Origin of the sequence: Rhodobacter viridis (assembly GCF_003217355.1) — a bacterium.
In the GTDB taxonomy this organism is placed as follows: domain Bacteria; phylum Pseudomonadota; class Alphaproteobacteria; order Rhodobacterales; family Rhodobacteraceae; genus Rhodobacter; species Rhodobacter viridis.
Genome location: NZ_QJTK01000032.1, coordinates 1 through 10,611, shown reverse-complemented (window position 1 = coordinate 10,611; position 10,611 = coordinate 1). Strand labels below are relative to the sequence as shown.

Below are 10,611 nucleotides of genomic sequence, written 5' to 3'. Positions count from 1 at the left end.
TACTCCCAGCGGAGCCTTAAAGACTTGGCCATGTCGCCGATCTTGACTGACGATCTGCGCAAGCCGCTCTCGGATATCATCACCTGTGCGCGCTGCACTGGCTTGCCGTCCTGCCGCCGCCCGCAACGCAGCCAAGCCTGCAGTTACACGACTCTGCCCATCGTCCCGAGCATCTTCATAGGCATCTCGCACTTGCTCCAGTCGCTGACGCAGCTCCTCGAACACGGCGCGCGTTTGGCGAGCGGCGTGAACCTTGGCTCCTCGCTCAGTGAGCGGCACATATTCTCTGCTCTCGACATCGGCCGCGCGGCGCTCGCGGCGCTCCATGGCATTGGTGGCAGGGCCGAGCTTGACCTCGGGGGCACGATCAAGCGCCTCGGCCGCCAGCTCGTCACCCTCAGCCAAGGCAGCGGCACGCTGGGCCTCAAGGGAACGATGATCTACCCGCTCTGCTTCGCCCGCCCGCTCCAGGGCGCGGTTTTGCAGATCAGCCCAAAGCGCACGCATGACCTCGATCTCAGGGCCGCCGGTCGCCGTAGCATCGAGGATACGTGTTTTTGCACCCAACCCCTCGGCCGAAAGCGCGCGTGTGGTCGTCAGGATGTGGGCGTGATGGTTGCGCTGGTCGCCTTCACGGTGCGGGGCATGGATAGCGACATCTGCACCCACACCATAGCGATCGACAAGCGCTTGGGCGAATGCTCCCGCGATTTCGATCCGCGCAGCATCCGATATCTCGGACGGCAAGGCCAGCTCCCATTCGCGGGCAGTGACCGAATTGGATCTGGTCTCCCGCGCTTCGGCGGCGTTCCACAGGGCGGCTCGATCCTGCGCCCAGGAAGGCGCATCGGCGGGAGCCAGAATGAAAGTCACCTCGACGCCGCGCTTGGCGGTGTAGTCGTGCAAGCGGCCTTCTCGATCACAAATGATGCGAGAGGCCGACCGATAGGCCGCCGCCGCCGTCGCTGATCGACCCGCGCTGCGTTTGATCGTTTTGACAGAGAGGTGATAGCTCGCCACCGCTGCGCCTCACCGATCCGCAGTCGATCGACCGGAAGACAGGCGCAATCCAAGCCACGTGAGGCTTGGCCGGGAAGGGTTCGGGAAGGCGGAACGTTCTTCCTGATCCGGCGCAATAAGCGCCGGAAGGGGGCCGCTGTCGGCGGGGGGCCATGCCCCCGAGAAGACCGCACGCAAATCTCGAAGACGCAGTCGAAGAGTTTGCATAAGTGCGCCCTTGTCCTTTACAGGCCTACGGGTACCCGCTAGAGGTTGCGCCGTCAATCTCGACACATTCCATTGCGAGTAATTCAGGTGCAGGTGGTAAAATGGCAGAAACGGAACTCGAACGTGCCGAAAAGCGCTACCAACAAGCCAAGGCACGCTTGCTGGCCCTGAAGAACCGAGAAGCAACGAAAGCGCGCAAGATCGACACCCGCCGCAAAATCATCCTCGGCGGTGCGCTGGTCGATCTGGCCGCACGGGATTCAAGCGCGGCCGCCATGGTTGAGCGCCTGGTGCGCAACCTGCCCCGTGAACAGGACAGGAAAGCCTTTGATGGCTGGCCCCCGGAACCGCAGCAGCAACAAGCCACCGACGATAACAACGCCACGGCATGACCATGCTCGGGACGGTCCTTTCGGCCCTGGCAAATGTCGGCATGTTCCTGATCGGCGCTCCGTTGATCCTAGCTCGCCTGATTGCCTTGCTCGTCATTGCCACCCTCGGCGCCACAATCGCCAACATGCTGGTGCAGCTTGGCTTGCAGCGTCTACTCGGGGATGGCGCCCTGTCCGATCTCGTTCGGCTCTGCACCTTTGGACTGCTCTACTGCATCGCTTGGGCCGCGGTGGTGGTCCTGTGGGCGGAAATGCATAACCTCGGGGATCTGTTCCGCAAGAAGCGCGACGACAGCCACGGCTCTGCGCGCTTTGCCTCCCAACAAGAACGCGCCGCCTTCCTATCCAGCGATGGTCTCCTGATCGGCCGGGATATCGAGAAGAACCGGCTTCTGCGCTATGATGGTCCCGCGCACCTTCTGACCATCGCCCCCACCCGAGCGGGCAAAGGCGTGGGCACCATCATTCCTAACCTGCTGACAGCCCCGCGCTCGGTGCTGGTGATCGACCCGAAGGGAGAAAACGCCCGTATCACAATCGAAGCGCGCCGCAGGCTAGGTGCTGTCCACGTCCTCGACCCCTTCGGCGTCACGGGCCTCCCAGTTGCGTCGTACAACCCACTCGGGCGGCTCTCCGCGCTGAGCCTCGATCTGGGTGAAGATGCCGCCTCTCTCGCAGAGGCGCTGGTCATGGACCCGCCCGGCCAAGTCTCCGAGGCGCATTGGAACGAAGAGGCCAAAGCCCTGCTTGGTGGCCTAATCATGTTCGTGGTTGCCCATGAAGAACCGGACCGTAAAACCCTTGCCACAGTGAGGGAATATCTGAGCCTGCCGCCTGAGCGTTTCCGTGATCTGCTGGGGCTTATGCAAGAAACCGATGCAGCCGCAGGGCTGATCGCCCGGGCGGCTAACCGGTTTCTCGGCAAATCCGATCGGGAAGCCGCTTCGGTGATGTCATCAGCGCAACGCCACACGCATTTTCTGGACAGTCCACGGATCGCCGCCGCAACTTCACGTTCGGATTTTCAGTTTTCCGCGATGAGGCACGAATTAACCTCGGTCTTTCTCGTACTGCCGCCCAACAGGCTCGACGCTTACAGCCGCTGGCTGCGGCTTCTCGTGGCGCAGGGATTGCAAGACATTGCGAGGGATGCAGAGGCCGCCCAAGCGGGCGGGAAACGGCTGAAAGAGCCCACGCTGTTCCTCCTCGATGAGTTCGCCGCCCTCGGCCGCCTCGAAGCGGTGGAGCGCGCCATGGGCTTGATGGCAGGCTATGGCGTCCAGCTCTGGCCGATCCTGCAGGACATGAGCCAGATGAAAGACCTCTACGGTGTCCGGGCCAATACCTTCGTGGCCAATGCAGGCGTTTTTCAGTGTTTCGGCGTGAATGATTTTGAAACGGCGAAATGGCTGAGCCAGATGATCGGTAGGGAAACAACGCCCTATCAGAGCGAAAGCCTTCGTGCAGGGGATCTGCCTTCGGTCTCTCACAACGTCACGGCGCGCGACCTGATGACCCCCGACGAAATCATGCAGATCGCCCCCAACCTCCAGCTGGTCCGTGTTCAGGCCAAACCCGTTATGCTGCTCAAGAAGCTCCGCTACTTCGCTGATCGAGAGTTTGCGGGCCTTTTCCTTTCACCGAAAGCGTAACTCGCAAAACCTGTCACTGAACACTGATCACGCGGCTCTTTTCTCATAGTTCATAACCCGGATATCCTCATGCCTTCCCCCGGCACCCTATCCCCTGCACTTTCAGATGCCGTTTTGCGCGAAACCCTCGATCTGCTGGGCGAGGTCGTTGCCAACATGTCAGCCCGCCTCGACGCACATGGCCAGATCCTCGAGGAGGTCCGGCAAGCCTCAAAGGCAAGCTGCGCCGCAGCCCTCGAAGCAAAGACCCACACAGATCCCCATCGCTACGCCCAGCACATCGGGCAGGAGGTCTATGATGCATTGGGCGATACGATTGGCCAGTTCCGTGCGCTTCAAGCCGGTTTTGCAACCGATCGGGAAGCCGCAAGTATCAACCTCGACGAACTGGTGACGCAGGAAGAGCATGTTTTGCAGCGTTTACGAGATGATTTGAGAACTGTGCGTCGCTTGAAACGCGCACTGATCCTCGTTGCATTCTTTGGGTTGGTCTTGGTGCTCGGTTTAGCTGTTGTACTCGCGTATTTTGCGACCTCAGGAGCTTCCCCCTGTACCTCTCCACTGCCGTTTTGAGGTCCGGTGCTGGTGGAGCTATTGCCAGCAGAATCTGGCTTTGATGCCCGTTAGAAGCCTGCGGATGAAAGTTATCCACAGGCCAAGGTGTTAAATATGTGTTAGAATCTGTGTTAAGCAAAAAAAATAACCTGTAAGCCCATGAAAGAAAAGGACGATTCAAGACGGGGCGTGTGTAAAAGTACGAAAGAGTGTGTGTGAAAGTACGAAAGACCGTGTGCAAAAGTACGAAAGAAGACTAAACGTGTGTGAAAGTACGAAAGAACATAGCGCCTGACGAGCCAAGGCCTTACTGTGTGTGAAAGTACGAAAGGTTTTTCTGTGACTGACGATAACGCCGCAAATCGCTCCCCGCTCCTGCCTGACCGCTATCCCCAGAGCGATTTCTTCGTGTGCGATATCTTCGATGCCGTGCCCAAGGCAGACATGGCCTCGATGGAACATCCCATCTTCTCACTCTCAACCAAGCCGGACACCCGGGTTCGGGAATACGAACACAATGGCATCAAGATCGCCGTTAAACCCTCGGTCGATGGTCTGGCGACGGTCCATGACAGGGATGTGCTGATCTACTGTATCAGCCAACTGATGACCGCCCTGAACGAGGGGAAAGAGGTTACTCAAGTTGTTCGCTTTCGGGCTTTCGACATGCTTGTTGCCACCAACCGGAACACCGCAGGCTCAGGGTATGCCCAGTTGAAAGCTGCCCTCGAACGACTCGCGGGCACCCGGATCAGCACCAACATTGTGACGGGTGGACAAGAGATTTTCAGAACGTTCGGCCTGATCGAAAGCGCCGAAGTCGTCAGAGAAACCCGTGACGGCCGAATGCAGGAAGTCGAGATCAAGCTTTCTGACTGGGTATTCAATGCTATCCGCTCGAAAGAAGTCTTGACGCTGCATCGCGACTATTTCCGGCTTCGCAAACCTCTCGAACGCCGCATCTATGAACTCGCTCGCAAGCATTGCGGCGCACAGAAGGAATGGCGGGTCAGCTTGAGCCTGCTGCAGAAGAAATGCGGCTCCAGCTCCACCCAGAGGGAGTTTCGGCGACTGGTCCTGAACATCGTGCGAGAGGACCAAGAGCACGACCACATGCCCGATTACGCGCTCAGCTATGATGAAAAGGAGGACATGGTCACCTTCACGAACCGACAAAGTGTGAAGCTGGTCTTGCCTCAAGCCATTGCCCCACAGCTTGATCCAGACGTTTACGAAACAGCCAGAATGCTTGCACCAGGTGTGGATGTGCATTTTCTGGAACAAGAATGGCGAAGCTGGCTCCCAGAAACGCCGCGCAATCCCGAGGCGGCGTTTCTGGGCTTTTGCAGGAAGTGGGTCCAGAAAAGAAAAAATACCGGATAATTTCAAATACCGGATTTTTCTTTATAGAGCGCCCAGGCTTCCTCAATGATGACGCCCTGCTGAACGCCTCTGCGCTTTGCTTCGTTGGCGATTTCGTCTGAAATCTCCGGCATCACCTTGGCGTGCACCTGCCCTGTGCGCGGGCTGGGCCGCCTGCCCCGCCGCTTCTGAGCTTCGCGGGCGACAAACCCAAGATCTTCACCCGCCCGCTCGGCCTTCTCGATGGCCTGCGGGCTGCGGTCTTTTTCCCGGCTTTTCAGCCGCCCGAGATCGATGTTGAAAGCTTTTCCATCCGACATTTCAGCCCCCCTCTGTCAGGCGCTTGTAAACGGCCTGCGCGAACGTGGCCGCGTTCTCGATCGCGGCATCCATGTTGCCTTGGGCAGGCATAGTTCGAAGATTGCCGCCAAATTCGAAGATGGCAGAAAACGCCGCACGCTCCATCAACGGCGGTTCGATCAGATCGACACCCTGTCCTGCGAGGGATTCCGCAATACCGCTGTGCTGTTTGGAGCGAATGGCCTTGGTCATGGTGAAAACGACAGCATGAGGAATCTTGCGGTCGAGAGCTTCCTCCTCCTCAGCGATGAGCTGGAGCGCTCTGACCCCGATCGTCGCATCCAGTGTCGTCGCCCTCATGGGGGTAATCACGAGGTCAGCTTGCGAGATCGCCCGAGAAACAAGGCGGGACGCCACGCCTTCAAGGTCCACGATCACGATTTGCCCGTCAGTGTCGTACTGTTTGATGGTTTTCACGATGTCGGACTCGGTGACGTTCGAAAGAACCTCGATCCGGTCGGGGAAAGGCCCTCGGTCCGCCCACAAGGTCAGAGAGTGGTTAGGGTCGCAATCGAGCATGACGACGCTAGCACCGGCATGAGCCAGCTCCGTTCCAAGCAAGATTGCGGTTGTGGACTTCCCTGCTCCCCCCTTGGGGGACGCGACGACAACGGTTGGCATGTGCACACTCCAAAAACCGGATAATTTATCTTATCCGGATATCTTAAAATATCCAATATCTTTTTTTTCAAGTTTACGATTGACGTATGTCGTACATTTTGGTATGTGCAAGCAATGATCCTGAGCTATCGCGACAAGAAAACCGAAGGGTTTGCCAAAGGCGAGTTTGTGAAGGCGTTCCAGGGCTTTGAGGATCAAGCCGCAAAGCGGCTGTCGATCCTGAACGCCGCACCGACGCTGGATGCTCTGCGAGCCCTGCCAAGTAACCGCCTTGAATCACTGCACGGTGACAGGGCTGGGCAGTTCTCTATTCGCATCAACCAGCAATGGCGCATCTGCTTTGAGTGGCATGACAACCAGCCTGGCCCCGCGAATGTCGAGATAGTTGACTACCATTGACCAAAGGAGGTCCGGTCATGTTCATGAGAGCCATTCATCCTGGCCAGATCCTGAAAGACGAGCTGGATGAGCTGGGCATCACCCCCACCGAGTTCTCTCGGCAGATCGAGGTGCCGCCCAACCGCGTGAGCCAGATCATCGCGGGCAAACGCTCGATCACTGGCGACACCGCATTGCGCTTCGGCCACTGGTTCGGGACCGATCCCCAGTTCTGGCTGAACCTGCAGGCTCAGTTCGATCTGGTCCAGGCGAACAAGGAGACCGGTGACACAATACGTCACCTGCCAACTCGCACAGGATTACCGGCATTTTCCGCTAATCCTCTCCTGTAACGAAGCGCGAAGCCCACTGATCTGCATCACACGACCCTTGCTGCGCCACGCGATTGCAGTGGAACGTTAATGATTCTACGGTTTTGGTCCATGAAGACTTACACATGGACCAAAACGGAAGCGTGCAAAAACTCATTTTTTTACGCCAACATATTGATATTGAACAATTTTTTTTGAAATTTCTGGGAAATTACAATAAGTTCATTCTAGAATAAGACCACTATTCGTCGTTTTTTCGCATCATCGAACCTTTTTCGAAGGAAAAAAGATGACCGAACTTACGGAACTTGCTGAGCTGTTGCTGTCGGCCTCGCCTACAGTTCTGGCCCTTTTGCTTGGTTTGCTGGCCGTCAGCATCTGCGGATTCGCACTCTTCTTGGTGTACCGAGTGATACAGGGGAGGGGCGAATGAGGGCGATGCGGAGCTGGGTGAAGCTACCTTCTGGCTGGCTAGAGCGCAGAGAGTTGAGAGCGTTCGCTTGGGGCAAGCAAGGAGGATCGGCTCAAACTGCCGCGCTAATGGTTTTACTCGCGATTGCTCATCGTGCAGCCGATGACACTGGCATCGCTCGGTTGCCTTACGATGAACTCCAGTGGGCAACGCATCTAAGCCGCACAAAAATCGCGGATGGACTTGATGTTCTAGCCGCACGCCAGCTCATCTTGCGAGAACCGCACGGCCGCAGCACGTTTCAGCTCAGCAATTACGATCCGACGCAGGGATGGGCCATGCTACCCGCACAGCGTCTCTACTCGTCAGATGGCATCAGTGCGTTTTCGGATTTTTACCTGCGCCGGAAGGTCGAGTTGGACGCCCTAAAAGCCTATTTCGCGTTTGCCGCGCGGCGAGACCGGGACCAAAATCGGGCATACATGACCTATCCGCAACTAAACGAATACACCGGAATACCGGAAGCACGTATAAAGGCAGCCATCAGCTTTCTTGTGGTGAACAACTTGATAGTTGTCGAACAAATTGAACGGAGCGGTTTCGGAGTATCACATGCCTACAGGTTAACGCATCTGCAGCCGCGGCGGCATTTGGGAACAACCGAACATGTGGCCCTCCCCTTAGCAGATGACCCATTTTAAGCTCTCCGAACAGTTTTAGTACTGATCCTGAAGAGTGTCGCAATCTCGCCAACCGATCGCCCTTCGATATCTCGCATGCGCCTGACCTCTTCGCGCTGCGCGGCTGAGAGAGCAGGGGGACGGCCGCCGACACGGCCGCGCTTCCGGGCGGCTTCAAGCCCCTCCTTGGTCCTCTCCGAAATCCGCTCCCGCTCGAACTGAGCGATAGAGGCGAAGACGTGAAAGACCAGCCGGCCAGCCGGCGTCGTAGTGTCGATGTCCTCGGCGAGCGATCGGAAGCCAGCGCCGTGAGCCTTGATCGCCTCGACAATGTCGAGCAGGTGACGCAGCGATCTGGCCAAGCGGTCATACTTGGCGACGACAACCACGTCTCCGTCGCGCAGCTGATCGAGCATTCGGTCGAGCTCTGGTCGCTCGCGCAGTGATCCGCCAATCTTGTCCGCAAAGATACGCTGCACCCCCGCGCGCTCCAACGCGTCAAGCTGGGCGTCGAGGCTCTGGTCTTCGGTCGAGACGCGGGCATATCCAATGATCATGCCGCATAGTGCCAAAAACGCCTCAAAACCACAAAGGTTTTGTCATGGGGATTTGTCCCTCCTAACCCATTGACGAGAAAAGACCTGCCGAAACTGGGACAAAAACGATCGATTTCTTCACTCGGATTTCGGCCCGCGATAGGAATGGCGCAACTGAACGCAGATCATATTTAGGTCGAACGCGAGCTGCGCCAATTCCTCAATAATCTGATCACACCTCTGGGGCGAAAGATATTCTTGATCAAAGACAGGTACATCGTTTTCGTGTCGCAAATGCAGACGAAGCACCGGCACATTAACCGGCAAGAAGTCGAACAAGAACTGTGCGTGCATTATTCCGTTTCGACGCCGTCGCTCATTTTGCAAGCGCCCCACCACGGATTGCAGTCGCTCCCCCCAACCATCGACACACACCGGATCAAAAGGCACACCCGAGGTAATTAATTTTACAAATTCTTTTATTTTATTATCGTTAGTCTGCCTTGTGAGCCAAGATAGAGTTTCCGGACGGCGCTTATGCCCTCTGGCCATGAGAAAGATCTCGTCGATCCGGCCCTCCAGCCATTGAAAACATACGACATACTCACCGATGAATTTATAGATTCTTTCCGCCTCCAGCATGGCATCCGGGCGATGCTGATATAGGCTCCTGGTCATCACTAAAAACTCCCCTAGATTCCGAAATCCATCAAGCACACCCAGCATGAAATCAAAATATTTTCGGCGAAAATCCCTTTCCAAGAAATTTCATTTTATCTCGCTCGGAAAAATAAGAAATTCTTGGATCAGACGAAATAGAACATTGCGCCACCCATCTAGTAAAACCACGCATATCGGGGCGAGCGCCTTGATAGACGCTCCAAAGACAGCTCTCCGTAGCCATGACAACAGCGGACGAACTGCTGAGCCAAGAAACTTGGACCCAAGGCCCACGAGCAGAATCCGGCCCCAAAACACAGCGCATGTAGACCGCCGACCCAATTAAATTAAAGTAAGGCCTGCGAGGATCAGTCTCAGGGTTCGGATATGCCACCAAGTCAAAGTATGAAAGTGGCTCATGGAAAAGTCTAACAAAATATCGAGGTGGCGGAGGCTCGCCCCCCAAAACGTCATGACTGTAGCATTCCGTATTGCCACCATATATCAAAGGGCCGCACTTTCCAACAAAAGGCCTATCCCCCTTCAAGGCATATTTTTTCTGCAAACTCTGCTCATGCAAATCAGCTTCATCATAACTGCTGTGCTTAAAAATTTTTATCACTTCAATTTCAGTGTCACTTGGCTCGGAAGAGAATCTTTTTTTTACAGAACCAGCACAGATTCCGATTTTGTAGAAGACGCCATCCTTTGTTGAAATCTTTACATAGTACAGCTTAAATGTTTCCGAATCATCATCGGCATTCGAATTGTTTATATAGACCGGAGACATGTTACCCCCCTCACTCACCACCGCTAAAATCAATCAAAGAGAAGAGATGCTTTCTATACACATCGGCCAGCATATGAACATCCAAAATGGATTCTTCCTCGGAATTGAACCCCAAGCCAGTAAATACTGCAGCCTCAGACGATCCTGAAAAAATAACTCCGCAATAGAACACGCCGCCTTTCTTCCAAATAGATGGGTGAATTTCCAAGAATCCAGGCCCCCTCATGGGGCGAGAAAAAACCTTTACAGGATTGCAAAGCCATGCAATGCTTTCTTGGACTTCGCCAGAATATTTCTTTACAGCCAGATCTTTGAAGGAAAAAATTTCTTCCATCTCCACCTCCAATCCATCGACAGCACAACAATTCGAGCACCCTCATTATAATAAATTAAAATCAGGAAAACTTCTACAATTTTCGGTAGCTTCAGAATTCAGATCTTGGAATCATCGTTCCCAATCATCGCCTCTGCGCTTACTTTTGGAAGCAGCATGGCTTGGCTTAACGTCTTCACTCTCTGGGAATCCCAAGGGGTCTGAAAGCTTTTGACCGATAGCAGATACTCCCAGCGGAGCCTTAAAGACTTGGCCATGTCGCCGATCTTGACTGACGATCTGCGCAAGCCGCTCTCGGATATCATCACCTGTGCGCGCTG

16 protein-coding genes are annotated in these 10,611 nt (G+C 55.5%); 8 read left to right on the top strand and 8 right to left on the bottom strand.

The genetic code is table 11. The annotated features are described in order from the left end of the window. The coding region (mobQ, locus tag C8J30_RS17845) for a MobQ family relaxase (protein WP_110807433.1) at positions 1 to 1,020 on the bottom strand (1,020 nt) is incomplete at its 3' end. Between the two features lie 308 nt (positions 1,021 to 1,328). On the opposite strand from mobQ, the gene C8J30_RS17840 reads away from it, so the two are divergent. From C8J30_RS17840 to C8J30_RS17825, 4 genes are all read left to right on the top strand, one after another. After that, complete coding sequence (locus C8J30_RS17840) at positions 1,329 to 1,619, top strand: mobilization protein (protein WP_110807431.1); 291 nt, start codon at positions 1,329 to 1,331, stop codon at positions 1,617 to 1,619. Next, positions 1,616 to 3,271 carry a type IV secretory system conjugative DNA transfer family protein gene (locus C8J30_RS17835; protein ID WP_110807429.1) on the top strand — a complete coding sequence of 552 codons (1,656 nt, stop codon included), beginning with the start codon at positions 1,616 to 1,618 and terminating at the stop codon, positions 3,269 to 3,271. Before C8J30_RS17840 ends, C8J30_RS17835 begins: the two co-directional genes overlap by 4 nt. Positions 3,272 to 3,340: 69 nt before the next feature. Then, positions 3,341 to 3,844: a hypothetical protein gene (locus tag C8J30_RS17830; RefSeq protein WP_146227967.1), complete on the top strand. Its 504-nt coding sequence runs from the start codon at positions 3,341 to 3,343 to the stop codon at positions 3,842 to 3,844. A gap of 321 nt (positions 3,845 to 4,165) precedes the next feature. Next, positions 4,166 to 5,209: a replication initiator protein A gene (locus tag C8J30_RS17825; RefSeq protein ID WP_110807425.1), complete on the top strand. Its 1,044-nt coding sequence runs from the start codon at positions 4,166 to 4,168 to the stop codon at positions 5,207 to 5,209. A gap of 2 nt (positions 5,210 to 5,211) precedes the next feature. Here C8J30_RS17825 and C8J30_RS17820 read toward each other — a convergent pair whose 3' ends face one another. Together C8J30_RS17820 and C8J30_RS17815 are read right to left on the bottom strand one after the other, a co-directional pair. After that, positions 5,212 to 5,508 carry a chromosome partitioning protein ParB gene (locus C8J30_RS17820; protein ID WP_110807423.1) on the bottom strand — a complete coding sequence of 99 codons (297 nt, stop codon included), beginning with the start codon at positions 5,506 to 5,508 and terminating at the stop codon, positions 5,212 to 5,214. A gap of 1 nt (position 5,509) precedes the next feature. Then, positions 5,510 to 6,169: a ParA family protein gene (locus C8J30_RS17815; RefSeq protein ID WP_110807421.1), complete on the bottom strand. Its 660-nt coding sequence runs from the start codon at positions 6,167 to 6,169 to the stop codon at positions 5,510 to 5,512. A 114-nt stretch (positions 6,170 to 6,283) separates the two neighbouring features. Between C8J30_RS17815 and C8J30_RS17810 the strand changes: the two genes are divergently transcribed. The 4 genes from C8J30_RS17810 (at position 6,284) to C8J30_RS17800 (ending at position 7,992) form a co-directional block, all read left to right on the top strand. Continuing rightward, the gene (locus C8J30_RS17810) at positions 6,284 to 6,568 is read left to right on the top strand and encodes a type II toxin-antitoxin system RelE/ParE family toxin (protein ID WP_110807418.1); all 285 of its coding nucleotides are present in this window, start codon (positions 6,284 to 6,286) and stop codon (positions 6,566 to 6,568) included. 17 nt (positions 6,569 to 6,585) lie between these two features. Beyond that, positions 6,586 to 6,900: a HigA family addiction module antitoxin gene (locus C8J30_RS17805; protein ID WP_110807416.1), complete on the top strand. Its 315-nt coding sequence runs from the start codon at positions 6,586 to 6,588 to the stop codon at positions 6,898 to 6,900. Positions 6,901 to 7,168: 268 nt separating this feature from the next. Then, positions 7,169 to 7,312 carry a hypothetical protein gene (locus tag C8J30_RS18795; RefSeq protein WP_181420953.1) on the top strand — a complete coding sequence of 48 codons (144 nt, stop codon included), beginning with the start codon at positions 7,169 to 7,171 and terminating at the stop codon, positions 7,310 to 7,312. After that, positions 7,309 to 7,992: a hypothetical protein gene (locus tag C8J30_RS17800; RefSeq protein WP_110807414.1), complete on the top strand. Its 684-nt coding sequence runs from the start codon at positions 7,309 to 7,311 to the stop codon at positions 7,990 to 7,992. The genes C8J30_RS18795 and C8J30_RS17800 overlap by 4 nt, the downstream gene beginning before the upstream one ends. On the opposite strand, the gene C8J30_RS17795 is transcribed toward C8J30_RS17800, so the two are convergent. The 5 genes from C8J30_RS17795 to C8J30_RS18960 all read right to left on the bottom strand — a co-directional run. After that, on the bottom strand, positions 7,989 to 8,528 hold the full coding sequence (locus C8J30_RS17795) for a recombinase family protein (protein ID WP_110807412.1): 540 nt from the start codon (positions 8,526 to 8,528) through the stop codon (positions 7,989 to 7,991). The two genes, C8J30_RS17800 and C8J30_RS17795, sit on opposite strands and share 4 nt — an antisense overlap. A 117-nt stretch (positions 8,529 to 8,645) precedes the next feature. Further along, positions 8,646 to 9,233, bottom strand: coding sequence for a hypothetical protein (locus C8J30_RS17790; RefSeq protein WP_110807410.1), 588 nt, complete (start codon positions 9,231 to 9,233; stop codon positions 8,646 to 8,648). 4 nt (positions 9,234 to 9,237) lie between these two features. Beyond that, entirely contained in the window at positions 9,238 to 9,957 is a 720-nt protein-coding gene (locus C8J30_RS18450; RefSeq protein ID WP_146227966.1) for a hypothetical protein, read from the bottom strand. A gap of 10 nt (positions 9,958 to 9,967) precedes the next feature. Further along, entirely contained in the window at positions 9,968 to 10,291 is a 324-nt protein-coding gene (locus tag C8J30_RS18445; protein ID WP_146227965.1) for a hypothetical protein, read from the bottom strand. Between the two features lie 98 nt (positions 10,292 to 10,389). After that, on the bottom strand, positions 10,390 to 10,611 hold a 222-nt coding region (locus C8J30_RS18960; RefSeq protein WP_220033833.1), incomplete at its 5' end, for a hypothetical protein.

Coding starts and splice junctions, on each gene's coding strand:
- C8J30_RS17790 (WP_110807410.1), bottom strand. CDS start 9,233: ATGCTGGGTGTGCTTGATGGATTTCGGAATCTAGGGGAGTTTTTAGTG.
- C8J30_RS17795 (WP_110807412.1), bottom strand. CDS start 8,528: ATGATCATTGGATATGCCCGCGTCTCGACCGAAGACCAGAGCCTCGAC.
- C8J30_RS17800 (WP_110807414.1), top strand. CDS start 7,309: ATGAGGGCGATGCGGAGCTGGGTGAAGCTACCTTCTGGCTGGCTAGAG.
- C8J30_RS17810 (WP_110807418.1), top strand. CDS start 6,284: ATGATCCTGAGCTATCGCGACAAGAAAACCGAAGGGTTTGCCAAAGGC.
- C8J30_RS17805 (WP_110807416.1), top strand. CDS start 6,586: ATGTTCATGAGAGCCATTCATCCTGGCCAGATCCTGAAAGACGAGCTG.
- C8J30_RS18450 (WP_146227966.1), bottom strand. CDS start 9,957: ATGTCTCCGGTCTATATAAACAATTCGAATGCCGATGATGATTCGGAA.
- C8J30_RS17830 (WP_146227967.1), top strand. CDS start 3,341: ATGCCTTCCCCCGGCACCCTATCCCCTGCACTTTCAGATGCCGTTTTG.
- C8J30_RS17835 (WP_110807429.1), top strand. CDS start 1,616: ATGACCATGCTCGGGACGGTCCTTTCGGCCCTGGCAAATGTCGGCATG.
- C8J30_RS18795 (WP_181420953.1), top strand. CDS start 7,169: ATGACCGAACTTACGGAACTTGCTGAGCTGTTGCTGTCGGCCTCGCCT.
- C8J30_RS17840 (WP_110807431.1), top strand. CDS start 1,329: ATGGCAGAAACGGAACTCGAACGTGCCGAAAAGCGCTACCAACAAGCC.
- C8J30_RS17820 (WP_110807423.1), bottom strand. CDS start 5,508: ATGTCGGATGGAAAAGCTTTCAACATCGATCTCGGGCGGCTGAAAAGC.
- C8J30_RS18445 (WP_146227965.1), bottom strand. CDS start 10,291: ATGGAAGAAATTTTTTCCTTCAAAGATCTGGCTGTAAAGAAATATTCT.
- C8J30_RS17815 (WP_110807421.1), bottom strand. CDS start 6,169: ATGCCAACCGTTGTCGTCGCGTCCCCCAAGGGGGGAGCAGGGAAGTCC.